This is a genomic window from Lewinellaceae bacterium, from assembly GCA_020636135.1.
In the GTDB taxonomy this organism is placed as follows: Bacteria; Bacteroidota; Bacteroidia; order Chitinophagales; family Saprospiraceae; genus JAGQXC01.
The window spans coordinates 2,230,580-2,257,150 of the sequence record JACJYK010000001.1; the positions used below are offsets into that span (position 1 = coordinate 2,230,580).

The 26,571-nt window shown below is 48.0% G+C and carries 20 protein-coding genes; 16 read left to right on the forward strand and 4 right to left on the reverse strand.

What is annotated here, in order from left to right; all coding sequences use genetic code 11:
• The first annotated feature begins 51 nt into the window (after window positions 1–51).
• From H6570_08375 to H6570_08425, 11 genes are all read left to right on the forward strand, one after another.
• Window positions 52–6,609, forward strand: coding sequence for a hypothetical protein (locus tag H6570_08375; GenBank protein ID MCB9319283.1), 6,558 nt, complete (start codon window positions 52–54; stop codon window positions 6,607–6,609).
• A gap of 6 nt (window positions 6,610–6,615) precedes the next feature.
• Window positions 6,616–6,951, forward strand: coding sequence for a hypothetical protein (locus H6570_08380; GenBank protein MCB9319284.1), 336 nt, complete (start codon window positions 6,616–6,618; stop codon window positions 6,949–6,951).
• Window positions 6,948–11,987, forward strand: a complete 5,040-nt coding sequence (locus H6570_08385) for a cadherin-like domain-containing protein (protein MCB9319285.1) — start codon at window positions 6,948–6,950, stop codon at window positions 11,985–11,987. The genes H6570_08380 and H6570_08385 overlap by 4 nt, the downstream gene beginning before the upstream one ends.
• 6 nt (window positions 11,988–11,993) lie before the next feature.
• The gene (locus H6570_08390; GenBank protein MCB9319286.1) at window positions 11,994–12,509 is read left to right on the forward strand and encodes a phage tail protein; all 516 of its coding nucleotides are present in this window, start codon (window positions 11,994–11,996) and stop codon (window positions 12,507–12,509) included.
• Between the two features lie 9 nt (window positions 12,510–12,518).
• Window positions 12,519–13,025 carry a phage tail protein gene (locus H6570_08395; GenBank protein ID MCB9319287.1) on the forward strand — a complete coding sequence of 169 codons (507 nt, stop codon included), beginning with the start codon at window positions 12,519–12,521 and terminating at the stop codon, window positions 13,023–13,025.
• Window positions 13,026–13,036: 11 nt separating this feature from the next.
• Entirely contained in the window at window positions 13,037–13,558 is a 522-nt protein-coding gene (locus H6570_08400) for a phage tail protein (GenBank protein ID MCB9319288.1), read from the forward strand.
• The gene (locus H6570_08405; GenBank protein ID MCB9319289.1) at window positions 13,558–14,163 is read left to right on the forward strand and encodes a hypothetical protein; all 606 of its coding nucleotides are present in this window, start codon (window positions 13,558–13,560) and stop codon (window positions 14,161–14,163) included. Before H6570_08400 ends, H6570_08405 begins: the two co-directional genes overlap by 1 nt.
• The gene (locus tag H6570_08410; GenBank protein MCB9319290.1) at window positions 14,163–14,657 is read left to right on the forward strand and encodes a GNAT family N-acetyltransferase; all 495 of its coding nucleotides are present in this window, start codon (window positions 14,163–14,165) and stop codon (window positions 14,655–14,657) included. Before H6570_08405 ends, H6570_08410 begins: the two co-directional genes overlap by 1 nt.
• 14 nt (window positions 14,658–14,671) lie before the next feature.
• Window positions 14,672–14,959, forward strand: coding sequence for a hypothetical protein (locus H6570_08415; GenBank protein MCB9319291.1), 288 nt, complete (start codon window positions 14,672–14,674; stop codon window positions 14,957–14,959).
• Window positions 14,960–15,111: 152 nt separating this feature from the next.
• Entirely contained in the window at window positions 15,112–15,606 is a 495-nt protein-coding gene (locus H6570_08420; protein MCB9319292.1) for a TRAP transporter small permease subunit, read from the forward strand.
• 2 nt (window positions 15,607–15,608) lie between these two features.
• A complete protein-coding gene (locus H6570_08425; protein ID MCB9319293.1) occupies window positions 15,609–16,907 on the forward strand; it encodes a TRAP transporter large permease subunit in 1,299 nt (432 codons plus the stop codon).
• Here the strand turns inward: H6570_08425 and H6570_08430 are convergent, their stop codons facing one another.
• A complete protein-coding gene (locus tag H6570_08430; protein MCB9319294.1) occupies window positions 16,908–18,053 on the reverse strand; it encodes a TRAP transporter substrate-binding protein in 1,146 nt (381 codons plus the stop codon).
• Between the two features lie 76 nt (window positions 18,054–18,129).
• Entirely contained in the window at window positions 18,130–19,188 is a 1,059-nt protein-coding gene (locus H6570_08435; GenBank protein ID MCB9319295.1) for a hypothetical protein, read from the reverse strand.
• A gap of 41 nt (window positions 19,189–19,229) precedes the next feature.
• Here H6570_08435 and H6570_08440 point away from each other — a divergent pair, with 41 nt between their 5' ends.
• Window positions 19,230–19,724: a nucleoside triphosphate pyrophosphohydrolase family protein gene (locus tag H6570_08440; protein MCB9319296.1), complete on the forward strand. Its 495-nt coding sequence runs from the start codon at window positions 19,230–19,232 to the stop codon at window positions 19,722–19,724.
• Here H6570_08440 and H6570_08445 read toward each other — a convergent pair.
• Window positions 19,696–21,231, reverse strand: coding sequence for a hypothetical protein (locus H6570_08445; GenBank protein ID MCB9319297.1), 1,536 nt, complete (start codon window positions 21,229–21,231; stop codon window positions 19,696–19,698). The two genes, H6570_08440 and H6570_08445, sit on opposite strands and share 29 nt — an antisense overlap.
• A gap of 238 nt (window positions 21,232–21,469) precedes the next feature.
• On the opposite strand from H6570_08445, the gene H6570_08450 reads away from it, so the two are divergent.
• From H6570_08450 to H6570_08460, 3 genes are all read left to right on the forward strand, one after another.
• Window positions 21,470–22,522, forward strand: a complete 1,053-nt coding sequence (locus H6570_08450; GenBank protein MCB9319298.1) for a PA0069 family radical SAM protein — start codon at window positions 21,470–21,472, stop codon at window positions 22,520–22,522.
• Between the two features lie 123 nt (window positions 22,523–22,645).
• On the forward strand, window positions 22,646–23,686 hold the full coding sequence (locus tag H6570_08455) for an NADP(H)-dependent aldo-keto reductase (GenBank protein MCB9319299.1): 1,041 nt from the start codon (window positions 22,646–22,648) through the stop codon (window positions 23,684–23,686).
• Window positions 23,687–23,710: 24 nt separating this feature from the next.
• A complete protein-coding gene (locus H6570_08460) occupies window positions 23,711–24,301 on the forward strand; it encodes a nicotinamide mononucleotide transporter (GenBank protein MCB9319300.1) in 591 nt (196 codons plus the stop codon).
• 7 nt (window positions 24,302–24,308) lie between these two features.
• On the opposite strand, the gene H6570_08465 is transcribed toward H6570_08460, so the two are convergent.
• The gene (locus H6570_08465) at window positions 24,309–24,953 is read right to left on the reverse strand and encodes a pyridoxamine 5'-phosphate oxidase family protein (protein ID MCB9319301.1); all 645 of its coding nucleotides are present in this window, start codon (window positions 24,951–24,953) and stop codon (window positions 24,309–24,311) included.
• A gap of 90 nt (window positions 24,954–25,043) precedes the next feature.
• Here H6570_08465 and H6570_08470 point away from each other — a divergent pair, with 90 nt between their 5' ends.
• On the forward strand, window positions 25,044–26,507 hold the full coding sequence (locus H6570_08470) for a PLP-dependent aminotransferase family protein (GenBank protein MCB9319302.1): 1,464 nt from the start codon (window positions 25,044–25,046) through the stop codon (window positions 26,505–26,507).
• Window positions 26,508–26,571 lie beyond the last annotated feature (64 nt).

Sequence of the window (26,571 nt, forward strand, 5' to 3'; positions counted from 1 at the left end):
TAATAGAGATTGGTCTATAACAACCTATCTAAAACCCTAAATGCCAAGATTATGGAGAGAATTTTTACTCCATTTTACAGAGGGATATGGATGTGTATTTTGCTTGTTACTGCACATGCAAGTATTGAGGCACAAAATTTTCCTTTTACGCTTCCTGAACTTCCTGCTGGAAAGAGTATTCGTATTTACTACCGGGTTAATACCAATGGTACCTTCTCTCCGGTGAATGCTACCTCGATCAGTGAACAAGCTTTAATAGGATTTACTGGTGGGACCCAAAATAGCGATGATCCAAATACTCCTGCTGCCAATGATCCGACACTAACGCCTGCATTTGCATTCGATTGTACCGATTTTGGCTCTACAGTTTATGTGGATAGCAGTGCGACTCCTGGAGGAGATGGCACTTCCTGGGCTACCGCTTTCAATGACTTACAGGCGGGACTTGTTGTTGCCCAGATGTGCCCCCGGGTTGATTCCGTTCTGGTTGCTAAAGGTACCTATTACCCTTCCGTGTCCGATCGGAATGCTTTTTTCAACATTCCCGACTCCAGCGTTGTTTTAGGTGGATTTCCCAGCGGCGGCAGTCCTCTTGCTGATCGGATGCCTGAGTGTAACCCGACCATTCTGAGTGGAGATATCAACATGTCCGGGGATAGTACCGGGAATTCATACCATGTCGTAAAGACAATAAATTATCTGGGTACCATTTATGTGGATGGTTTCATTATCGAAGCTGGTAATACCGTGGCTGACATGGATGATGGTGCCGGCTGGTGGGATGGATCCATCCATTCGACCGGGATCCTGGACATTAATCATGTGATCTTCAGAAATAATATTGGTGTCCGCGGTGCTGCATTTTATGGAGAAGGGCTAAGGAAATTGAACCTTGTCAATTCGATTTTTGAATACAATACAGCAACCGATCGAGGAGGTGCAGTCTACTTTACGCCTGCATCGGTCTTAGGCCCTCCGGTGCCTGTTGTATTGTTTGAGAACAATCTCTTTCACCACAATACAGCTACAATTAACGGTGGAGCCATTGCACTGACCTTTACGCCGGGAATTGATTTCTCGATTATTAACAATACGATAGCAGATAATAGTCCGGATGCATTTAACAATAATTCAGGAGGAAATGTGGTAGTGGGTAATACCATCTTTTGGAATAATGGGATGTCTGATATTACAGGAGCAGTTATTCCTACTGTTACCTATTCCTTGGTAAATAATGTGCCACATCCTACAAATACATCGGGTGATCCTTTATTTGGAGTGAACTATAGACCTGGTCTGGGATCATTTTTAACAATAGATAGAGGATCAAACGCATTTTCATCTCAAGCAACTGACTTAATTGGCTTTCCCCGTATCAATATTTCCATCATCGATATGGGAGTGTATGAAGTTCAAACATTTTTGTGTTTGGATTCGACTATTTATGTTGGAAATGATGTATTCAAGTGGCCGGTTGATTCCATATATGTGGGAGGATTTGCTCCGGGCACAGTACAATTAGTCAATGGGGTTCCCGGTATTGATACGTTGTATTTTGACTGCTCCATGCTGGGGGATTCTGTCATCCTGATATCTATAGTGGATACTTCCTGTGGCAAAAATAGTCCGGAATTTGGTTGCATGTTTACGGCAACTGTACGTGACGGTAGTGCTCCTATGGCCATGTGCAAAGATCTGACTGTTAACTTGTATTCTACAATGACAACGATTGCTTCCCGGGATCTGGATAATGGAAGTACCGATAATTGCGGGGTGGTCTCATGGGTCGCTTCGGATACGGTATTTGACTGCATGGATGTGGGAACTCAAATGATTAGTTTGACGGTCAGTGACGCTGGTGGCAATACTTCGATATGCACCAGTATGGTCACCGTGGTTGATGACAAGGCACCTGTTCCTAGTTGTGCAAATGGACCTACCTTCAATCTCATGCCGGGAATGCCGGATCCTTCGGTTACCATTACAGTTGATGATATTTTGACAAGCCCGGTTACGGATAATTGTGGAGTCGATACTGTTTATTTAAGTCAGTCGGTATTTACCTGTACAGATTTGGGTCAGAAGTTAATAACCCTGACTGCGGTGGATGTGAATGGAAACAGCGATTTCTGCTTGACTTATGTCACGATCGCCGACCCGATGATTCTCTGCTGCGACACCCCGAGCATTACCTGTCCTGCTGATATTCTGGTGACGGCTGATCCGTTTGCCTGTGAGGTAAAAATAAGTTACCCGGACCCCACAGTAATGAGCAATTGTACTCCGGTGATCACACAACTATCTGGCCCGGCATCGGACAGTATCCTGGACTTCGGGATGTATACAGTGCAGTTCGAAGCAAGTAATGGACCCACCAAAAACGATACGTGTTCGTTCACCATCACGGTACTGGAAAATGGGCAATCCCAACCTCTGCAATCCACCGCCAAGCGAGCGGCTGCAGGCCTGGCGTGTCACGATCATGTGAACATCAGCCTGAGCAGCGACTGTATGCGGGAGATTACTGCACGTGATGTCCTGGTGACCGGCAGTGCGGGTTGCATCGACCGGTATAACTGTGAGGTCTTTAAACCGGGTTCGCTTATCCCGATACCAGGTGCCACCCTCACCTATGAACATGTTGGCCAGACACTGACCTATGTGGTGGAAGACGTTCAGGATGGCGGAAAATGCTGGGGTACACTGAAGCTGGAAGACAAACTGGGCCCAGTCATCCGCTGTGAAAATGATACACTGACTTGCCTGGAAGCTGCCATTAGATCGACCGACGATTACTTTGAATCATTGGTGAGCGACTGCGGACCCTATCCGGTGCAGGTGGATATTGTGAATTCGATCTGGGAGGATTTCCAGTGTGAGGATTCATTGTTTAGTGGGAAGATTACGCGAACGATCCGGAGCAGTGACCCTTGGGGCAATCACAACGAATGCGTGCAAGAGATCTGGATCGAACGGATACGGATTGATAGCCTGATCTGCCCGGATACTATCGAATTTGAATGTACAACACTGGAACTTCTGAAAGTGATTTACGGAGACAACCTGGATTCCATCATCCACGTTCCGGGAGTTACATTGGATTTTGAGGCACTGGATCCGCTGACATTACAGATTGCAGGGCTATTACTAGGGTACCATGATGTCCTCACTTTTCCGGAAGTGAAGACGATGGATGGAGGCACGAGTCCGCTGTGGTTATCTGATTATTATTATCAATTGTTCCCGGGGTTGGCGAATGCCCATTGCAATGCATTTGCAGAATACGAGGACCAGGTGTTTGAGGTCTGCGGTAATGCCCGAAAGATCCGCAGGACGTGGACGATCTATGACTGGTGTGATCACCGTGATACGACCTGTGAACAGTGGATTATCGTGCGAGACACAACGCCGCCGTTGTTCAATATCTTCCCTTATCTGACCGGTATTATCGGTGACGATATGGAGATGGATACGACGACATTGCTGGGCCTGCTGGACCCGTTCAATGTGCTGGCCTATACAGAACCGCACGACTGTAAAGCACACGTACATCTGCCGGATTTAAAGAAATATTTCTTCGACTGCAGTCCGTTTGAGATGGGCTATGAAGTCGAGGTTGCCGATCCACATCATCCGGGTAAGACGACCGTGTTGAGCGGAACGTTGCCGGATGACATTTATCTGCCGGAAGGGGTGTTTACGGTGAAGTTCCGTTTGGTGGATGCCTGCTGGAACACGAGCTATGAAGCGTTTCCTGAAGACGCATTCGGTGGAATCGGTATATTTTCAAATTTCTTCAATACGCTGATCCCCGGTATCACGGTGCAGGTATTGGATGCCACACCGCCGACGCCGGTGTGCGACGAGATCACGCAGGTGACACTGGATCCGGCGAGCTGCTGGGCGCGGATCAACGCGGAGGACCTGGATGACGGCAGTCACGACAACTGCTGCGATCAGCTGTATTATGCGGTGGCACTGAAGGATAGCGTAGACTACTACGAAGCGAAGTTTCAGGATTTCCTGTCGTCGGTGACGGAAGAATATCTTGGAGTAGACCTGACGCTCGACGGCCTGGGGCTATATGAAGGAAAAGCTCCTAATCTGGTGTCGTTCATGCGGGTTGCCCATGAGGTATGGATGAACCTGTGTGCTTTTGATGTAGTTGAAGACCTGACGGAGTGTGGAGAAGACCAGGTGGTGCTGCGGGTGTATGAAGCCTGTGGATTACGACCTTACGACGAGCACATCAAGAAAAACGTGACGTGCATCCTGCCACCGATCTATCAGACGACACCGGGGGGTACACCTACGGCTGTCTACCAGTGGACGATCGATACGAAGCAGGAGCATTTCTTCTACGAGCTGATGAATGCGTGCTGGGATGATTATTTCCCATTGCTGGGCTGCATCACGAATGAGTCGCTGTACCTGCGTTACGTGTGGTGCCTGGTAGAATACTACAAAGATAAAGGTCAGTTTGTACAGCTGAATAAGATGACGCTGGAGCAGATCGAGCTGGAACTGCAGAACATCCTGAATGCAGACATTGGCGAGTGCATTGTAGATAACATACCGGAGATCCTGGTGGGCCTGAAGGTGAAACAAAACTTCATGTACACAGATCTGCTGAAGACGAAATACAATGACTGCTGGATCGAGGTGATCAAAGACGACAAGACGCCACCAGTGGTAGTAGCACCGGATGATGTGACAGTCTACTGTGATGGCGTTCCCTACTGGTGGACGCTGACGAAGCCCTATGCCGGAGGCACCAAAACCGCCACTGTGAAAGGCCATGGAGCCTCCTATACGCATGATGTGTGTGAAGGAGAGGATGCATTGCAAACCTATTGTTCCAGTCCTGAAGTTACTTTGGTTGGAATGAATACGTCGGCCGATCCGGTTGCAGGGTCGGTGTGCTGTGTGGAAATCCCATGGGATGGCGGTGACTTTGGATACTATGGCGGGTCAGTATGCGGCGAGTACAGCTATGCCGGCGGCGTCAACTGCGATGAATACAGCTACTGGTATCACGATCACAACTGGCAGCCGATCTATTGCAGATTGTGGCTGATGCTGGATCAATACGACAACCCGGATGGTGGACATCCCAATCCACAAAGTTACTTTGACGAAACAGCAGAAGACTGGGTTATCACAGACAACTGCTGGGCTCCGGATACACAAGTAGATATCAGCGGCAGCCTGAACGAATGCGGGGTAGGGACACTGACCAAGACGGTGACAGCCACCGACAAGTGTGGTAACACGGCACACGACACGCAGACCCTGTATGTGAAGCCACGCTCCGACTTTGAGGTGATCTTCCCGAAAGATGTGGTGGTGAACTGTACCGATGAAGCAAATCTTGCTGCGGACCGCACGGGAGCGGGCTATCCGGAGATCAGCGACGATGACTGTGAGCTGATCGGGGTGACGTACTCGGATGAGCGTTACGATGTGACGGAAGGCTGCTACAAGATCCTGCGGACCTGGAAGCTGATCGACTGGTGTGTTTATTCACCGGATCTGCACAGCCGCTATCCGGATGTGATCGTAGACGACCGTCTGGTAGCGAGCGAGAGCAGATGCTGCATCCACCGCAACCTGAAGGATGACGGTGATGGTTACATGACCTACCTGCAGGTGATCAAGGTAGTAGATAACGAAGCGCCTGTACTCGAATGTGCGGTGCTGGAAGATAAGTGTATCAACGATGGTTGCGGAGAGGCGACCGTGGTTTACAATCTGGTCAGCAGTGTGTCGGACAACTGCACCTTGCCGGTCGATATGTCTTATCGTTACAGCGTAGAAGATGAGGCTGGAGCGGAAGTGTTGCGCGGAGAAGGTCAGGTGCTGGTAGCGCCATCACCTGCCGGGTCTTACCAGGTGCGTTTGATCGCGTCCGACCGTTGTGGCAACGAAGACACGTGTTATACCACGTTTACCATCAGAGATTGCAAGAAACCTACACCCTATTGCTATCATGGCATCAGCACGGTGGTGATGAGTCCTTCGGGTGAAGTGGAGATCTGGGCTACGGACTTTGATGCGGGCAGCTATGACAATTGTACAAATGCGGATAAATTGATCTTCAGTTTTACCGAGGATGGCACCACACCGAGTTGGACCTATACCTGTGCAGATATTCCGGATGGACGGTCGCAAGAGATCGAAGTGGATATCTGGGTCATCGATGAAGCAGGTAATAAAGACTTCTGTACGACGACGCTGCTGCTACAGGATAACACCGGTAACGCATGCCAGGACAGCAGCCCGTTGACCGGGTCAGGAGCAGGATTGGCTACCGCGGGGCAGAAGGTGAAGGGAGAAGGGATAAGGACGCCAGAGCTGTACCAGAATACTCCGAACCCATTCAGCGGTGAGACGAAGATCGGCTTCTGGCTTCCGGAGAGCATGCAAGCTACGGTAAGAGTTATGGATGTGACGGGCAAGGAATTGTACCGCATTAGTGGGTTTTTTGCAGGTGGAATCCATCAGGTGAGCTTATTGCCCAAAGATTTACCTGCTATGAAAGGGGTATTGTTCTATCAGTTAGAAACAGTACACGGTGTTTTGAATAAACGCATGGTCCGGGTTGAATAAATGGTTATGGAAGAGAAGGTGCAAATAAACCAAAGAAGGCAATTGCTGAAATGGGTAGCGGCTGGAATAGCACTATCTCCATTTTTCGGTTTCACGAAATCGGCTTTTCGACCTGAAATACCGATCGAGGCGAAGGATAAATGGATGAAATGTAAAAGAGAATATGCTATAGGCTTGCCTGAGCATCCTGCTTTGGTTGATGACTATTTCAATCCGGTAAGCATCTCGTCCTGGGAATTAGATGACCATGGTTATCGCCTGAAATACATGAACAAATTTGGCCATCAATTATCCTTTGACCAATCTGAAAATTCTTTTGTCCACAGAATTTCGATCCAATGACTCCAAAATTATCCTATAAGCCAGATTTGCGTTTGAAGGGATACCATGACCTGAGCATAGTGGTCCTGATATTGTTCCTGTTTAGTGCAGCAACCAATCCGGGACAGATCAAACCATTCGGGAAGTTGCTTCTTGAACCTGCTGAAGTCATACCCATGACGGTAACCTTTGGCGGAGACTTTCAATCAGAACTGGGATGTGCCGGAGATTGGGATCCGGCCTGCAACATCACCCACCTGCAATTTGATCCAAACCAATCGTTGTGGATTGGCCATTTTGCCATCCCTGCCGGGAATTGGCAAGGGAAAATTGCCATTAATGACGGCTGGATAGAAAATTACGGACTGAACTGTGTGTTGAATGGAGCGAATATCTCATTCACAGCTTCAGCCAATACCATGGTCTATGTGGCATTTGATTACAATACCAAGTGTACGGTCATATCTTCACAACCTGCCAGCGTGACGGTCGGTGGTAGTTTTCAGTCGGATTTGGGATGTCCCGGAGATTGGGACCCGGCTTGCAGCATCACGCATCTGCAATTTGATGCGGTCAACCAGGTCTGGTATGGAGACTTCGATGGTATTCCTGCCGGTTATTATGAATATAAATTTGCCATCAATGACTCCTGGACTGAAAATTATGGTTTAAACTGTGTGCAGGGCGGAGCCAATCTCGCATTCACATTATTGAACACTACTCCGGTACATTTGATATTTGATTACAGTACCGGTTGCAGTCAGATTTCCTTCGGCAGTACCATGGTAACATTGGAAGGGACCATTACCCATGATGCAAATATGGATGGCATTGCGAATCCGGGAGATTCCATCAAATACGAACTTGAAATAAAGAATAACCAAAACAGTTCGCTGACTAACCTTACCATCAACAGAACCACCGATCCCAACACCACTTTGGATCCCAGCACCATTATGGCCACCCCGGTCGCGATCAATGACCAGTATTCTTATCCTGGTATGAACATTGTACAGGCTGCACCCGGAGTGTTAGCCAATGATGCCGACGTCAACGACCAGCTTCCTAACCCTCCTTATAATGAGAACCTCACTGTCATTTCTGTTCAGGGTGGTGCAGTTGGAATGGCTCAAATGACAGATTATGGGGCCACGGTCACCGTACAACCCAATGGTAGTTTTGTATATGATGGAACCGGTTTTTCCGGTACAACGGCGGATACATTTCATTATAAGATCATCGATACAGAAGGCTTCATGGACTCTGCGGTGGTATCCATTGCCTTTAACATGCCACCGGTCCTGGCAAATGTCGAGGCAGCGCCATTATCCTTCACGGAGAATATGGGTGCTACCATCATAACAATGAATATAACGGCTACCGACCCGGATGATGTCAACCTGGAAAGCGCCATCATCCAGATAACCAGTAATTATGTGGATGGACAAGATGTATTGGGAATTTCGGGTATGTTGCCCGTAGGTATCTCAGCAGGTGCTTTTAATTCATCCAATGGTTCGATAACCCTGACAGGTTCCGCAAGTGTTGCAGATTATCAGGCAGCACTCAGGCAATTTACTTACAACAATATCAGTGATAATCCAAGCTCCGCATCCCGAACGGTTAGTTTCACGGTGAATGATGGGGACTTGAACAGCAACATGGCAACTCGTATTATCAGCGTCATACCGGTTAATGATTGTCCAGTGGCTGTTAATGATGCTTTCATGACCGATGAACATACCACCGTTTCTTCCGGTAATGTATTGGCTAATGACGCCGACGTTGAAATGAACATGCTCTCTGTTTCGCAAGTCAACGGATCGGCAGCTTCGGTAGGAATGGCAATCAACCTGGGTTCAGGCGCCATCCTGACTCAAAACAACAATGGGAGTTATTCCTACAATCCCAACGGTCAGTTTGAGATGCTGGCACAGGGTCAGTCGGCTATGGACTCCTGGACGTACGCAGTCACCGATGGAGATATAGCCTGCAATCAAACGGCTACGGTGACCATGACCATTGACGGGGTTAATGACCCGCCGGTCGCCGTCACCGATAACTATACGATGGTATCCCAGACTTCACCGTTTACAACCAGTGCGCCTGGGATACTGAACAATGATACGGATATCGATAATGGGGCAACGAAAATGGTTGCTGAGGTCAATGGCCAGACTGCCAATGTAGGCGTCCAAATTACCCTGGCATCAGGTGCTAAATTAACGGTTAATGCTGATGGCAGTTTTACATTTATTGCTACCTGTACGGCTGGCGCCATTGATTCATTTTATTATAAGATTAAGGATGAACATAATGCAGTCTCGGTCGATTCGGCGGTAGTGTATTTAAATATTGCACTGCAATATGTGTTCGTCGATGACAATGGTGACCCAATGAACGGGGATGGCAGTTATGCCAATCCATTTACGACAATCCCACAAGCCATTACGGCCTCGAGTCCTGGCGGTTATATCTTTCTTTTTGCCGGAACGTATACGGCCGGTGGCACCTTATTGGATAATCAGAAGTTGATAGGAGAAGGTGTTGCCTGGAATTGCCCGACTGATGGAAGTCTTATTCAAAATGCTGGAAGCGCCCCGGTAATAAACGCTCCAATCCTTCTGGGGATGAACGATACCATTGCAGGCGTAATATTTGGCAGTTCGGCAAGTACGGCCCTTAACGGTTCTACCGTAGGAAACCTGCAGATAAAATCTTCCTCCATCAACAATACTTTGGGAGGAGGAATGATGATTATCGGCTCAGGAAATTTGGATGTCACTTTCTCAAGTATTTCCAGTTCCGGGGGGGCAGCTGGAATTAGTCTGACTTCTTGCACGGGTTCATTTACAGGTGGTTTTGGTAGTCTATCAAATGCATCGGGAGCCGTTGTTAATATCGTTGGAGGTACATTGGCTCTGACTTATAATGGGACTATAACCCAATCCAATAATTTTGCTGCAGTCAACGTACAGAACCATTCAACCGGAATAGTCACATTTTCTGGCGCCATAAATGCGACCAATGGAACAGGTCTGCAATTCAATAATGCGGATGGCAGTCAGTATAACTTTAATAATATGGTGACCTTGAATGGTGGGGATGCCGGTATAGATATTTTCGGAGGCAGTTCAGCATCATTCACGTTTTCCAATACCCAAATAACCAACCCGTCTGGAACAGGATTTCTGGTCGCTACCAGTGCTGCCACGATTACCTGGGGTGGATCATTAACACAAAATAACAATGCCAGAGGAATTGATATTACCAGCAATTCATCGGTTGTTAATATTGCCGCAACGCTTATACTGAATACCCAGGCTTCAACCGCCGTGAATGTCACGGGAGGAGGTACGGTCAATATTACCGGTAATACCAATACCATTGGAGCTACAACCGCACTGACCAAAATGGCTGTCAATATTGATGGATCAACCATTGGTGCCAATGGCGTCAAATTTCAGTCCATTTCAGTCAATCAGGGATCCACCAGCCCGGATGTCACGGCAATCAATTTGAACAACACAGGAACCGGTGTATTCTCCGTAACCGGCAACGGCGCAGCTAATTCAGGAGGAACCATCCAAAACATTACGGATGCGGATGCGATCAGGATAAGCAATACCGGTGGATTGGTCAGCCTGAGCTATATGAATATCCAGGATATCGCTGCCTCTGGTGATGCGTCAGCTGCGAACGGTACGAATAGTTTTATAGATGGAATACAAGGCCAGTCGGTTTTGGGAGGACTCACCCTTCGCAATGTGAGCATGAGGCGGTTTAGTGACAATGCGATCAATGGGGCCTTATTTAGTAATAACGCAGCCACTGAATGGCACGGATTGAAACTGATCAATTGCCTGATCGAAAATTCGAATCGCTATCATATTACTGGAAAAGGTGATGACATCTCCGAAGGTATGATTCGCATCAACGGTATCATCGACAGTGTGGTGGTTACCAATTCGACCTTGCAAAATGGTGCAACCTTCCTGGAATTATTTACCCATACGACAGGAAAATTAACCCTTGTTGCCCAATCCAATAGTTTCAATACAACTATTAAAGAATTCGGGTGTACATCACCCATAAACGTAGGAAAGACCGGCATCCTCGTGTTTGCCCAGGGATCAGCTGATGCGACAGTCATTCTGGGCGATAAAGCCAGGGTGAATGCATCTATGGGGAATATTTTCACCAATTGTGCCACCGCCTCCGTAGTTGTTGCCCATCAAACGTCTGCCACCGGGACAATTGGCGCAATATTATATAAAAATCAATTTATTGTAAACGATCACCTTACCGGCCCTCCTGGATGCCCAGGCGGAACCATGCAATTTAACTTCCCTCAGGGAGGAGTGAGTCTTAATCCGGGTGCTGGTACCTTCAATGCGATTGTGGATAACAATACCTTTAACCAGGTCATGCATGCCAATGGGGGTTTCGGTCAGTTGACCATCACTGCCAGCGCTAACGGTACCTCGCAGTTTGAAATTGTGAACAATAATTTTACCCTGCCCTGGGATGCTCCAGTTCAGATAACTGCTGACGGAAATGCAAGTTCAAAGATTCGCTGCATGAACAACATTACGGTTGGGGGAAATATCGGCAGTGCAGCGGATGACCTGGGCGGTCTCTTCCGGTCCCCTTACAATCCGTTCCTTGTATTTGTTCGCAATGGAGGCCATTTGGATTTGACCTTAAACAGCGAAACACTGGCTTCCCCGGATCAGGTATCGGGTGGCAATTACAGCACGGCCAGCTTTTATGCCCGGGTCCAGCCACAGGCAAACACTACCCTGAACCTGGCTTTACAGAACACCACCGGAGGCACAGGATACCATTTTATTCAATCTGCGCCGGGAGTGTTTAACTTATACAATGGCGGGTCAATGTCCATGTCGATACCACCGGTATTGGCCAGTCAGGGAACGACTGGAGGGATTCAGGCCGGAACGCCAAATCCTGCAAAGTCTCCACCGGATGTGATTTCATCCGGGACCATTACCTTGGTAGGTACCGCTCCTGCCTTGCCTTCCATCACCATCAATTAATTCTTTATGGCAGAACCATTTCTCTCCGAGATACGCATGATGAGCTTTAACTTCCCTCCCAAGGGATGGGCCCTTTGTAACGGCCAGCAATTGCCCATCAACCAAAACCAGGGCCTGTTTTCACTCCTGGGCACGACCTATGGAGGTGATGGCCGGGTCAATTTTAACTTGCCTGATCTACAGGGAAGAGTTCCGATACATATAGGAAGTGGCCATACACTGGGAGAGCGGGGAGGGGAACAAAACCATACGCTCTCTACCGCAGAATTACCTACTCATGGCCACAATGTACTTGGTACCAATGAAGATGCCTTAAGTGGTTCTCCTGCCTCCAATTTACCAGCTACGGCAGGGACCGCAGTCGGAAGCATTTATTCTGCGACAGGCGATCCACTTAATGGTGCATTGAATTCCGGCACGGTGGTGAACACCGGAGGAAATCAGGCACATCTGAATATGCAACCTTATTTAACCATCTCATTCTGTATTGCGCTCCAGGGTATTTTCCCAAGTCCAACTTAATTTAAGATTATGGCTCAACCTTATGTAGGCGAAATACGCATGTTTGCCGGTAATTTCGCACCTGCCGGATGGATGTTGTGTGAAGGTCAACTATTGCCCATATCAGAAAATGAAACGTTATTTAATCTGATTGGCACGACGTATGGTGGTGATGGGCAAAGCACATTTGCTTTGCCAGATCTGCGCGGCAGGCTCGCTGTCCATCAGGGCAGTGGTTTTACCCTGGCACAAACCGGAGGAACAGAAGAGGTAACACTGACCATCAATCAAATTCCGTCCCACAATCATTTATGGCCGGTTACTGCCCAGAATGCTTCCAATCGGAGCCCACAAAATAACGCCTATGCCAATACGCTCAATTCGGATATCTACGATGATTCTGCGGTGACCTTCACTCCGATGGCAAATAATATGGTTGTTGCCACCGGAGGTTCACAACCGCACACCAATCTGATGCCTTATCTCTGCATCAACTACATCATTTCATTGTTTGGCATCTTTCCTTCACAAACTTAATATCCTTTCCTATGGCAGATCCTTTTGTTGCTGAGATCCGTATTGTCCCATTCAATTTTGCACCGAAGGGATGGGCATTTTGTGACGGACAATTATTACCCTTATCTCAAAATACTGCATTATTCTCCTTGCTGGGTACCACTTACGGGGGGAATGGTAAATCAAACTTCGCTTTACCGGACTTACAAGGCCGGGCGTCCATGCAACCTGGACAAGGTCCGGGACTGTCACTGCATGATCTGGGTGAATCGGGTGGCAGTGATACGGTGTCACTGCTGGAGTCGGAGATACCGTCGCATAATCATCAGATAAGGGCATCGACATCCGGCGGGAACCAACGTACCCCGGTAAATTATTATCCTGCTGCCGGTGGCGGTAGGGGATCCAATTTGTATAAAGCCAATCCCTCGGCTACCGTGAATATGCAATCCCTGTCACCCGCAGGAGGCGATCAGCCACACAATAATATGCAACCCTATCTGGTGATGAATTTTGTGATTGCATTGCAGGGGGTATTTCCACCACGGAGTTGATGATGGATTTGGTTTTATCAGATACGTATTGGAAATGTCAGCTACCTCCCGGATCATCCGGAGATGTTACGATTGAAAAATTTGAAGTCAAAGCCGTTGCAGAACAGGAGCTGAATCAGGATCCCAATCCGGTGCCCGGCTGGGCCAGACGGCAGCCCGGGTGGTATACCCGACTGATCATTGGGACAACCATTATGATGACTGATCTCTATGAGGAATGGTGGTCACAGCGCCAAGCCATCCACGAAGCACGCACCAGGGGTGGAAATGTGTTAATTTCGGGATTGGGACTGGGACTCATTCTGGACGCGATCTTAAAACCGGAGGATTCATTGGTCACCAGGGTCACCGTCCTCGAAAAGAACCCCGATGTAATTCAATTGGTAGCTCCTTACTTTCTTCAGAAATATCCGGACAAACTTACCATCATCCAGAGCGATGCACTGGCATGGTCTCCTCCTGAAAACGCACATTATCAGGTGGTCTGGCATGACATCTGGCCTTATCCCCTGCTTGTTCCCCAGGAAGAAATAGACTGCCTGCATGATAAGTTTGCGGGTCGTTCGGAATGGCAGGGGTTCTGGACCGAAGCATCTTTTGAGTAATGAAATTAGATTTATCCGGTTCAGCCTACTTTTTAAGACCGATAACCCCTGACGATCAGCCTGTATTGCTCGATATCTATGCCTGCACCCGGCAAAGCGAGATGGATTTATTACACGACTGGACCCAGCAACAAAAGCAGGTTTTCATCCGGCAGCAGTTCGATGCACAGCATACTCACTATCAAAAGCATTATTCCGGAGCCTTGTTTCAGTTGATTCTCCAGGACTCACGACCCATTGGAAGATTGTATTGGATTCAATATCCGGATGACATTCGTATCATTGATATTGCTTTACTTCCGAACCATCAGGGTAAGGGTATCGGTACCATGTTGTTGTCATCCATACAAAAAATTGCCGGTGAAGCTAATAAATCCGTTAGTATCCATGTTGAGATCTTCAATCCGGCCTTGAAGCTTTACGAACGATTGGGGTTCAAACGGATTGAAGTTCATGGAGTATATCATTTTATGGTTTGGAAACCGAATACTTGAATCATCAGATTGTTATGGATTACGAATACTTTAATGCGCTGCTGGAGCATGATTTAATAATCGAGTTTGCGACCGGACATGAACATGCGGCGCGGCTGGTGGAAGTCACCAAACTGCCGGATGTACCCGGGCAGAAAAGAGTTCCATTCAGTCTTCTATTTTTAACAGACCTCAGGGACCAATATTTCGAACAGGGGATCTTTACAATAAAAAACGAGGACGAAGATATGTCCATCTTTCTCGTTCCGGTAGGCTTCGATCCGAAAACCGGTGGAGTCCTTTATCAGGCGATCTTCAATTGACGCCTGATCCTGATATCGCATCCGAATAAGCGTTTTCCATCCAGAGCGCTGATCCATGGTTTCATTCTGTACTTCAAGAATCTTTACGACTAAGTGGGGTAAGGTTGGGTTAATCCGTACAGGTTTGCGTAATTTCCCTTCAAATCAGGGCTATGTTGAAAAGACTCAATCTGGTCAATGAATGGGTTGGGAAATCGGTATCCTGGATCAGCACCATTCTGGTTGTCCTTATTTTTGTGGAGGTCATCCTCAGAAAGCTGTTCAGTCTGGACAGGATCTGGGTTTCGGAATTGTCGTGGCATTTATTTGCAGCGCTGTTTCTTCTAAGCGCAGGCTTTACCTTACGCGCCGACCAACATGTAAGGGTTGATGTTTTCTACCAGAAAATGACCGCGAAGCGACAGGCGTGGGTCAATCTTATGGGAAGTCTTTTGTTTCTGGTGCCATGGTGTTTACTCATCATTTATACTTCCTATAATTATGGCATGAATTCCTGGCTTATCCATGAAAAATCACCGGATCCCGGAGGATTACCGGCACGTTACATCATAAAATTTACCATCACCCTGGGATTTATCCTACTGCTCTACCAGGCGATGATCCTTATTATCGAGTCCATCAATACCATCCGGAGTAAAGAAGAATAACCATGGAGATCCTGGCCCTGATCCTTTTCCTATGCATATTTATTCTGATCCTGATCGGATTTCCGGTAGCATTTACTTTGGGAGGCATATCGGTGCTTTTTGGGTATTTCGCACTTGGTCCTGAATTCTTTAATTTCCTTCCTTCCCGCATCATGGGTGTCATGGGCAATGTGGTACTGCTTGCCGTTCCCTTGTTCATCTACATGGGAATCATGCTGGAAAAATCAGGCCTGGCAGAGAATCTCCTTGAGTCCATGGCTATGCTTTTTGGGAAGGTGAAGGGCGGACTCGCGATTTCAGTGGTGATAGTAGGTGCAATGCTTGCTGCTTCTACGGGCATCGTAGGGGCGACCGTTATCACCATGGGTCTTATCAGTTTGCCGACGATGCTTAAGCGTAATTACAGCATCGAACTTTCAACTGGGATCATCGCTTCATCCGGTACCCTTGGCCAGATCATCCCACCCTCCGTGGTACTCGTATTACTGGGCAGTGTGATGAATGTATCCGTTGGTGAGTTGTTTAAAGCTGCCTTACTGCCCGGATTGACTTTAGTGGTATTATATATCCTCTATGTATTGATTTACGCCCGGATTTATCCTCATAAAGCTCCGGCGATTCCAGCCGAAGAAATTGCTGAATTTAAGCAGGGCAATTATGCCGGAAAGTTGATTAAGGCATTTGTTTTACCCTTCCTCCTTATCCTTGCTGTGCTGGGTTCCATCTTCGGTGGCTGGGCTACACCAACCGAAGCCGCGGCGGTGGGAGCAATGGGTGCGACCATACTTACGATTGTACAGGGCCGGTTTAATGTAAAAGTGCTTAAAGAGGTCATGATCGGTACCACCCATCTGACGACGATGGTCTTCATTATATTACTGGGAGCAACCACTTTTGCACTGGTTTTCCGCGGATTAGGCGGAGATCGCTATCTGGTAGACCTGATCCAATCCTCTAATCTGGAACCGCACCACTTTCTACTCATCGTCATGATCGTAGTATTCGTGGCGGGATTTTTCATTGATTTCATAGAGATTGTATTCATCATCGTGCCGGTGGTACTTCCCATCTTTACGGCGATGAAGGTGGATCTGATCTGGATAGGGATATTGTTGGCCCTTAACCTGCAAACATCCTTTCTGACACCGCCCTTTGGATTCTCGTTGTTCTACTTGAAAGGTGTCGCGCCCCCAAGGGTGACAACGGCTCATCTCTATCGTGGTATCGTACCTTTTGTCGTCATCCAGCTCGTCTTTCTGTTGATTGTGGCTTTATTCCCGGATGTTCTGCACTGGTTGTAATCAGGCGCTGATCAGATTGTAATAAGCCTTCTCGGTGTAGTTCATCCAGTCGTCCATTCGCTTTTTGTATTGACTGAAGGATTCATAGACTTTGGCACTGAAGGGATCCCTGCTGATCAGGTCCTGTACGATCTCTTTTGTTGCACTCCTGAGTCCATCCATGACATCCTTGGGCAGGAACCTGACCTCAACCTTGGTTTCATTCTTTATTTTCTCCATGTAGATGGCATTCTGCTTGTCAAACTCCGCCAGTGACAGCATATTCAGCCGAAGCGCAGCCGCTTCCAGAATGCGTTGGAGGTTATTGGGCAGGGAATCGTACTTCTGTTTGTTTACGATCAGCTCCAGGGTGGATCCGGGCTCATGCCATCCGGGTGCATAGTAATATTTGGCGATCTCATGGAAGCCCATCAGGTAATCATGGTAGGGGCCAATCCATTCGGTAGCATCAATTACGCCTCGCTCCAGGCTGGTATATAGATCACCACCCGGCAGGTTGATTGCTGTTCCGCCTACCTGGGACAAGACCTTGCCCCCCAAGCCCGGGATTCGCATTTTTAAACCTTTGAAATCCGCCAGGGAGTTTATTTCCCGGTTGAACCATCCGGCCATCTGAACACCGGTGTTCCCGGCAAGAAAGGGATGCAGGTTAAAACCCGAATACAGTTCACGCCACAACTCCACACCGCCACCGTAAAGCATCCATGAATTCATCTCCTGGGCATTCATTCCGAAAGGGATTGTAGAAAACAGCTGAGTTGCTTCAGCTTTCCCGGCCCAGTAATAGGACCCTGCATGACCCAGCTCGGCAGTCCCGGAACTTACTGCGTCGAATACCTCCAGGGCCGGGATCAATTCTCCGCCGCCATATACGTTGATTTTCAGCTGTCCTTCAGACGCTTCTTCCACAAATTTGGCCAAAGCATTGCAGCCTTCTCCAAGAACCGGGAAGTTAGGTGGCCAGGTGGTCACCATGTTCCACCGGTAGGTTTTCCGGGTTTGAATGGCAGGGCCTCCACTGGAATTTTGCGGATCTTTGCAGCCTGCTATCAAGGCGGATGTTCCGGCAACGGCAGCGACCGCTGCCTTTTTAATGAATTTCTGACGGGTAAGCGAGCCAGGCTTTTCTTGCGGATTATCTTCCATGTTTCTTTCTGTACTTGCACCCAAAATACAAGATATCGGCGTAATAACGCAGTTGCAAACGAATTCAGCAAAAGGCTTATTGACCGGCTATTTGAGTCAGTCGGCCTAGCCTGCCATTTCGGCCTACACACCAGAGTGCATTCGGGGAAGACATGCATACATAATAACCGGTGAGTTGTTCAAAAGGCTGCCAGTGTATCCCGTCAGTACTCCAGTCCAGACCGGTACGGCCCGTGGTGAACCAAAGTTGCCACCCTGGATGCCAGGCGACGCAACTTCGGTAACCTCCCGGACCATCGGATTCCGGAATTAATTCCCAACTGTTGCCACCATCTCTGGTCATACATGCTACACTGTCGTTTCGAGTACTGTCCTGAAAGTTGCCGCCCACGGCAATACCCAATTGATCATCACGGAAGGCAACACTGTAGGCGCCTGCAACAGGTCCTGCCTGCAAGGGTAACCGCACAGCACTCCATTGACCAGCTTCCAGTTTCAGAAATCTTGGAAACTGTCCGGCCCCGGTCACCACACCTGTCCGGCCTGGTTGGGTGACCACATTGGTGCCGGAAGCAGCAAATGCACCTTCAGACCCTACCGGTACCGGTAGTTGCGAAGGCGGAACCCTGCTCCAGCTCTGACCTGAATCGACGGTAGTTAAGAGGTACAAACTACCTCCGATGGGATCGCCATAGCACCAGCCGGTACGACCATCCAATGCGATATCATCTAAAAATACCCCCGCAGTAACGTCCAGGTAAACGGTGTCCCAGGATAATCCTCCATTTTTCGTACCCAGGATCAGCCCGGTGTCTCCAACGGCCATTGCTACGGCATTTTGCGAATTCCAGGCATGGATAGCCCGAAAGTCGCGATGGATATTGCCTGCTGGATTCGCCTTTTTCCAGGTCTGTCCGGCATCCTCGGTGACCAGAATCGTTCCACGGTTTCCAGAAACCCACAAAATAGAATCATTCACAATGGACATACCACGGAATGATACATCCTCAGGCAAACCGCTCATGAGATCCCAGATCCACCGTTGCCCGTCCTGTCCGGCAGGAACTGCATGATGACAACTGATCCATACAATTGCGATGACGAACATCCATCCCAGTTTGGGTAACCTGATCATGTCTCTTATATTTGTCAATTAAATATATGAAATCCTGATCTATGGAGCGATTTGAAGAACCACAAGCCCTGAATGACGTCCAGGCATTCCATCATACATTTGATCTTCCCGTGTTGGCCGAGCCATCGATTCCTTCCGTCCAGCGATGTACGTTACGGGTCAATTTATTGGAAGAGGAGTTAAGGGAATTGAAAGAAGCCATCGAAGATAAGGATCTGGTGGCCATTGCCGATGCCCTATGTGATCTGCAGTATGTATTGTCGGGTGCCATTCTCGAGTTTGGGCTGGGAGAACCTTTTCATCAGCTTTTTTCCGAGGTTCAGAGATCCAATATGAGTAAGCGGTGTTTGACCCTGGAAGAGGCTCACCAAACGCAGGCTCATTACGAGGCAAAGGATGGCACTGAGAGCTTTGTGGTTGCCAAGGATGAAGCTTTTTTGGTTTATCGCAAGCACGATAAGAAGGTCTTGAAATCGGTGAATTATTCACCGGCCGATCTAGAGTCCATTATTCCGGGTGGTAAGTCCAAACCATAAAACCGGGATTGCGATAAACACGTTGCATTTGTGAGGTGTCCGGCAGATCCACATCCCGGGTAATGATCAATGGTGTAGCTTCTTCGATCGAACCCGCTATGGCGGTGATATTGCCAGTCATTTGGAAAGTGTCCAGTTGCATCTGGCGCTGATACCAGGGATAGATCTTTTCGGTACCTGCTGGCACAAATTTCCATTCCACCCAGGGATCTCTGCTGCTGAGCAAACCCAGCGTGATCCTTTCATTTTCTGGAATACGGTAAGGGATCAGGACAGACCGCTCAGGAGTGTTTTCCGAGATCCAGTTCGTCAATGCATAGTATTCAGGCCGGTTGACAAATCGTTGGTTGCGGTGAATATTGTTGTTGGTTTGCGCGATGGTAAGGATCAACAGTAACACTGGTGTAAGAGCGAGATAATGCAACCATTTGCGTTCCTGCAAATATCGAAAGGCCCAGAAAGCGAACAGAAGTAAAGTAAAAAACTTGAACAATGCATCCTGCCGGAAAGGGTAGGACTTCAATAACAGACCACCGGCGTGATCCCGGTAGGTGGCATCTACCCAGGCTACGATGATGAACAGCATAATAAAGAGCCCCATGACCGTATGGATCTGTTGTAAAAGATTCCATGGCCGGGATCCTTGCCATACCTGGCGTTTTGCCCAGATAAGGATCCACCAGAACAGGGTCCATAATACACCGGTCAGGTGGGTATGAATAAAGTAAGGCATCGTCTTGAAAAGTCCCAGGTGATGCGGGAGCCGGTAATACACATAGATCCAGTCTCCACGGATACCGTCTTCTTCGGCGGGCACATTGGCAACCACGCTATAGAGGTAGAGTAATAAAGGTGCAATCCCAATGGCATACCAGATGATCATGCGAATGGTTTTACGACTTTTACGTTGGAAAAAGGAAACGATCCCAAGGGTAAGCATGAACCACCCGCCCACAAGAAAGTGGAAATAAGTCGCCAGCGTAAGCCACCACGCACTGGTCCGCCACGAACCTTTTAACCAGCTTAGCAGGCCGGCGAAAAGGCAGGCGTATGCCATGGTCTTGGGTTCAAAGCTGATAAATAACCATTCGGACGCAAAAAAGCATTGCGTGGTAACCAGGTATATTTCAAAAACAATAAAGGTGATCCAGTTGGGGATACCCAGAAAACGTACCAGATTTCCCAGGATAATGGAATAGATCAGAAAATTGAAAAGCCGGAATAATCCTACCTGGGTACTCCAGTCAAAAAAGCGTGCCAGGGTGCCAAATACCAACTGAAATAACATGCGGGATCCCGGCTCTTCCGAAAATGTGAAGGAACCGGGGATCCATTCCGGATCCATATAGTGCTTTGCATAGGAAAGGTAATGTGCTTCACCGCCGGAAATATCTATTCCCCATTTGTGCGATACCAGGAGGACAAAAAGGATGAGCCAGATGGGCAGACGTTGCCAGAATGCAAACCATTTTTCAGAAAACGGACTGGCTGTATGGTGGTTATCCATAAGGGATCTCGGTTCAAAAAACGTCGCTGCAAGTTAGGGGAATTTCTTACGAACTTCTTTCCATTTGCTGTACATTTAAAGGGAATTTAGAAAACCAACCTGATATCTAAATATAAATGGATATCCATAGGCAGCATGTAAAACACATGTTGCCTTTTTTGCATATAACTTGTCTGATATCCGGATTAATTGTACATTAGTCGGTTAATCAGGCGCGAATATGACGAATAAATCGACAATGTTGTTTGAGCTGCCGGTGATCCAGAAGGGCAGGGGAGCACAGGTTTTATTACCTAATCGGTTTTCTGCTGAGCAGAAGGTCGCGGAATTATCGGTTGATGGTGTCCGGACAAAGTACATCAACATCTATCCAAAGACCATTGTGAATGAGGTGAGTAGTCCGGACATCCCTTATGACCTCTCACTGAATCCCTATCAGGGATGCGAACATGGCTGTGTCTATTGTTATGCACGTCCAACCCACAATTATTGGGGCTACGATGCAGGTATCAGTTTTGAATCCGTTATCCTGGTCAAACGCGACGCACCAGCGCTCTTTAGTCATGCACTTTCCAGACGGTCATGGAAGCCTAAACCTGTCATGTTCTCGGGAAACACCGATTGTTATCAGCCCATAGAAAAAAAACTGAAGATAACCCGGAAGCTTCTGGAAGTGGCATGGAAATACCGGCAGCCGGTATCTATTATCACTAAAAACAGCCTGATCCTTCGCGATCTTGATATCCTGCAAGACATGGCTTGCCATCGACTGGTTAAAGTGGCCATATCAATCACTGGCGTGGATGAATCCTTGCGCCAGGTGCTGGAACCAAGGACCGCCACCTATCGCAAGCGGTTTGAGACTGTAAAAGAGTTAAGTGGGGCGGGGATTCCTGTCAACGTCATCATGGGGCCCGTCATTCCATCCATGAATGATCATGAGCTTTTTGATGTCGCGCGGCATGCAGCAGAAAATGGAGCCTACGACATCCGCTTCATCCTTATCCGGCTGAATCAGGAAGTTGAACCGGTATTCAAAGACTGGCTGGAGCGGCATTTTCCGGATCGCTACGATAAAGTAATCAATAAAATTGCCTCAATCCACGGCGGCCAGGTAAATGACAGCCGTTTTGGAGTGCGCATTCGGGGTGAAGGTAAATACGCCGATATCATTCATGAACAAATGGCTTTGGCCCGCAAAAAATATTTTACCAACCATGAAGCAGTTAATTACGATTTTGATCTCTCACTCTATGGAAAATTCAAAGATCCGCAGTTGAGTTTGTTTTGAAAATGGGGAGACGGACAACCATGGTCAGGGCAGTTAATGGAATTCTCCTGTTCCGGTGGCCTCTGTAAGCCTTCACACCCCGATACATTTATTACCTTTGGATGAATCGGAAAAATCAACAGCATGGAATACCGGATACTGGGGCAGACAGGCCTTAATGTTTCGAAGATCTGTTTGGGCACGATGACCTGGGGAGAGCAGAATTCAGAATCGGATGCACATGAACAACTGAATTATGCGCTTGAACGCGGGATTAACTTTATTGATACAGCTGAACTGTATGCCATTCCCAGCCGTGATTACAATCAGGGATTGACTGAAAAATACCTTGGTACCTGGCTTAAAAATAGAGGAAAAAGAGACGACCTGATCCTTGCCAGTAAGATAGTAGGCCCACGGGAAGGGATCGAATACATTCGACCGGACATCAATTTCAGCAGCGAATCGATTCGCACAGCCATCAATGGGAGCCTGCAGAGGCTGAATACAGATTACCTGGACCTTTATCAGCTGCACTGGCCAGAGCGAAAAGCAAATTATTTTGGACGCCTGGGATTTGATTTAGTCAGGGCTGATCCCTGGCAGGATAATTTCCTGGAGATCCTGCACACCATGGATCTGATGATCAAAGAAGGCAAAATCCGCTACTGGGGTGTCTCGAATGAAACAGCCTGGGGAGTGATGCACTTTTTGCATTTGTCTGAGATGCATGACTTGCCCCGCTGCGTATCTGTTCAGAATCCGTACAGTTTACTGAATCGTTCTTATGAAGTGGGTTTGGCGGAAGTGAGCATCCGGGAGAAAGTGCCCCTGCTGGCCTATTCGCCAATGGCTTTCGGTTTGTTAAGTGGAAAATATCACAAGGGTACGGCAAGTAAGCAAAGCCGGATCAATCAATTCCAGGAGATGAGCCGGTATAACAGCCAGGAAGCCTATAATGCCACGAGTCAGTACGTACAGATAGCCGAGGAGAATGGCCTTTCACCGGCTCAGCTGGCGCTGGCATTTGTCAATGAAAGACCATTTTTGTGCAGCAACATTATCGGAGCTACCAGCATGGCCCAGCTGAAAGAAAATATCGATTCGGCCGATGTGAAACTATCACCGGAGATCCTGAATGCCATTAACCAGGTTCACCGCCGCATATCCAATCCTGCTCCTTAATCTGACTTTACATTACCATTTGCGATGAGTCCGGTTGATCAAATATTGGAATGGATAGCAGCTATCAGCGGAATTCTTTGCGTGTTTCTTTTAACCAGAGAGAATATCTGGGCCTGGATATTTGGCCTGCTTTCGGTCGCGATCTATGTCTATATCTTTTGGATCAACAAATTGTATTCAGATACGATTCTTCACGTTGTTTACGTCTTGCTGAATGCCTATGGGCTGTATGTATGGACCAGAAGATCAAAGAATCCAGGACCCTCACAGTCGGAATTATTGCCGATCACCTGGCTTCCTGACATCCAGCGATGGGGATATCTGATTTTGATAGTCATTGGCAGCTTACTCTGGGGGTACGGGATGCATCGTTATACGGACGCTTCCTATCCGTACCCGGATGCATTTACCACCGTAGCCAGTTTGGTAGCCCAATACCTGATCGCCCGAAAACGATTGGAGAACTGGATGATCTGGATCGTTGTGGACATCGTGGCCATTGTTATTTATGGACTGAAGGGAATATGGGTTACCTCCGGACTCTATGTGGTATACCTGGTGCTCTCTGTGATGGGCTATCGCGAATGGAAAAGAAAGATGGCAGGTGTGCAATAATTCTGCTTCAACGGTGGTATTCCGTGACATAATCAGGAACTTCTACCTGCATGGTTCCACCTGTATCCGTCACTGGAGGCTGCCAGGTCATAACGACTGGCATTACTCCGGCCCACACCGGTAAATCAAGATCGCTCTCGTCATCGCCAACACCGTGCTCCCGGCATTTTACGGACCATTCATCAATAGCAACCGCGATAAATGTTGTTTTTTGCATTTCCTTGTCGGTAGGTTGCCGCGCATCTTCCCAGCGTCCGGGTATGATATGGTCTACAAAAGCCTGGGTCGCGGCCTTCAATTCCTTTTCATCGGTAACCAGACGTGTTGTTCCGAAAAGCACAGTGGAACGGTAGTTCATGGAGTGATTCATGACAGACCTGGCCAGAACCAGCGCATCCAGATGAGTGACGGTGATGCATAGTTTAATACCTTTAGCCATATCCATGAAAAAATGACTGCCTACCGATCCGTGTAAATAGATGATATCGTCGATGCGGCAATAGGCAATCGGAATGACAAACGGGTTTTCGTCGCGGATAAAGCCCACATGACATACCAGCCCTTCATCCAGGATGGCATTTCTTTTCTCAATAGAAAAGTCATAACGTTTAGGGTAATACCGGCTGCCCTGGGCAATGCTGTTCTTTTTCATAATTCCAATTTAATGGTTTAAAAATAAACTGAGTCTGGACTATGAAGGTCATCCATTTTTGAGATATTTGATCATCCACCTGGATCGACTATGGAAAGTATCGCATCGCTGATTTCATTCAGCCGGACTGAACATCCGGCGGTCTATATTCAGATAAGTAACCGGTTTATTCATCTGATCCAACAAGGTGTCCTGCAACCAGGCACCCGCTTACCCGGATCCAGAAGCCTGGCTCTGCTTATCGGGGTGAACCGGCTAACTGTGACCAAAGCTTATGATGAGCTGGTCATTCAGGGGTGGATAGAGGGTAAAGGCAGCAAGGGAATGTTCGTTTGCAGTGAAATTCCGACCATCCAGGCTAACGCATTGATATCCGCAGGAGGTGCGTCCAACGCCATGCCCGGTTATGACTGGCAACCCGAATCATTTCTCACCAAGCCACGTATTTCAGCCGGTTTTGACACGGTTATTGATGAAGGATTACCGGATATCCGGCTTCTGCCTGCCATAGAGATAGCCCGGGCTTACCGGGCAGCACTGCGCAAGAGTTCATTCAGGGTTACATTGACCTATGGAGAAATATTTGGATCACGGCAGCTTCGTACTTTATTGACTGAATTTATCCGTGGTACCCGTGGCATTCCGCTTACCGAATCACAATGCCTGATCACCCGTGGAAGCACGATGGGCATCTATTTATCCGCAAAAACTGTATTGGGCCCGGGAGATACCGTTGTAACTGGCAGTTTATCCTATCCAACAGCAGATTTGATTTTCAGACATTGTGGTGCCCGGATCCTGCGGATACCGATCGATGAGGGAGGCATCCGCATCGATGCCTTGCAGAACATTTGTTCAGAACAGCAGGTGCGTATGATCTATGTGACACCACACCATCATTACCCGACAACAGCCACCATGCCTGCGGAACGCAGGGTCCAATTGTTGCAATTGGCGAGAGAGCACCAGTTTTGTATTCTGGAAGATGACTACGACTATGACTTTCAGTATGACTCTAACCCGGTCATGCCCTTGGCCAGTGCAGATACCGGAGGGCATGTGATCTACGTGGGTTCTTTCAGTAAATCCATTGCGCCCGCCTTGCGGATCGGATTTGTGGTTGCGCCAAGCCTGGTAATAGAGTCCATGGGTAAGCTTCGACGGATCATCGACAGGCAGGGAGATCAATTACTAGAATCGGTCTTTATACGCTTATTCCGTGATGGAGAGATACAGCGACACCTGCGCAAGGCACAGAAGGTTTACCATCAACGCAGGGACTATTTTTGTGGTCGTCTGCGAGCTGATTTCGAGGATGTCATATCTTTTCAGCGACCTGCCGGAGGTATGGCCGTCTGGGCCAACTTCACCGATGCAATACCCCTGCGTAGGATGGTTCAGGATGCTTCTAAAGAAGGATTTTATCTGCCGGATCCACAAAACTATTCAGACCATCTGAACGCCACCCGGTTGGGATTTGCCTCCCAGTCCGAAAGGGAGATGGATGTTTCATTATCGCGATTGCGTGAACTGATCCGGCGATTTGTTCCTTGACCTGCATTCATTAACTTGGTTCAAAATTAGAGATGAAAGTTTTCCGCCACCTCCTGGTTCAGTT

Coding starts and splice junctions, on each gene's coding strand:
- H6570_08440 (MCB9319296.1), top strand. CDS start 19,230: ATGGAGCGATTTGAAGAACCACAAGCCCTGAATGACGTCCAGGCATTC.
- H6570_08420 (MCB9319292.1), top strand. CDS start 15,112: ATGTTGAAAAGACTCAATCTGGTCAATGAATGGGTTGGGAAATCGGTA.
- H6570_08435 (MCB9319295.1), bottom strand. CDS start 19,188: ATGATCAGGTTACCCAAACTGGGATGGATGTTCGTCATCGCAATTGTA.
- H6570_08445 (MCB9319297.1), bottom strand. CDS start 21,231: ATGGATAACCACCATACAGCCAGTCCGTTTTCTGAAAAATGGTTTGCA.
- H6570_08375 (MCB9319283.1), top strand. CDS start 52: ATGGAGAGAATTTTTACTCCATTTTACAGAGGGATATGGATGTGTATT.
- H6570_08385 (MCB9319285.1), top strand. CDS start 6,948: ATGACTCCAAAATTATCCTATAAGCCAGATTTGCGTTTGAAGGGATAC.
- H6570_08415 (MCB9319291.1), top strand. CDS start 14,672: ATGGATTACGAATACTTTAATGCGCTGCTGGAGCATGATTTAATAATC.
- H6570_08425 (MCB9319293.1), top strand. CDS start 15,609: ATGGAGATCCTGGCCCTGATCCTTTTCCTATGCATATTTATTCTGATC.
- H6570_08465 (MCB9319301.1), bottom strand. CDS start 24,953: ATGAAAAAGAACAGCATTGCCCAGGGCAGCCGGTATTACCCTAAACGT.
- H6570_08390 (MCB9319286.1), top strand. CDS start 11,994: ATGGCAGAACCATTTCTCTCCGAGATACGCATGATGAGCTTTAACTTC.
- H6570_08400 (MCB9319288.1), top strand. CDS start 13,037: ATGGCAGATCCTTTTGTTGCTGAGATCCGTATTGTCCCATTCAATTTT.
- H6570_08430 (MCB9319294.1), bottom strand. CDS start 18,053: ATGGAAGATAATCCGCAAGAAAAGCCTGGCTCGCTTACCCGTCAGAAA.
- H6570_08380 (MCB9319284.1), top strand. CDS start 6,616: ATGGAAGAGAAGGTGCAAATAAACCAAAGAAGGCAATTGCTGAAATGG.
- H6570_08450 (MCB9319298.1), top strand. CDS start 21,470: ATGTTGTTTGAGCTGCCGGTGATCCAGAAGGGCAGGGGAGCACAGGTT.
- H6570_08405 (MCB9319289.1), top strand. CDS start 13,558: ATGATGGATTTGGTTTTATCAGATACGTATTGGAAATGTCAGCTACCT.
- H6570_08470 (MCB9319302.1), top strand. CDS start 25,044: ATGGAAAGTATCGCATCGCTGATTTCATTCAGCCGGACTGAACATCCG.
- H6570_08410 (MCB9319290.1), top strand. CDS start 14,163: ATGAAATTAGATTTATCCGGTTCAGCCTACTTTTTAAGACCGATAACC.
- H6570_08460 (MCB9319300.1), top strand. CDS start 23,711: ATGAGTCCGGTTGATCAAATATTGGAATGGATAGCAGCTATCAGCGGA.
- H6570_08395 (MCB9319287.1), top strand. CDS start 12,519: ATGGCTCAACCTTATGTAGGCGAAATACGCATGTTTGCCGGTAATTTC.
- H6570_08455 (MCB9319299.1), top strand. CDS start 22,646: ATGGAATACCGGATACTGGGGCAGACAGGCCTTAATGTTTCGAAGATC.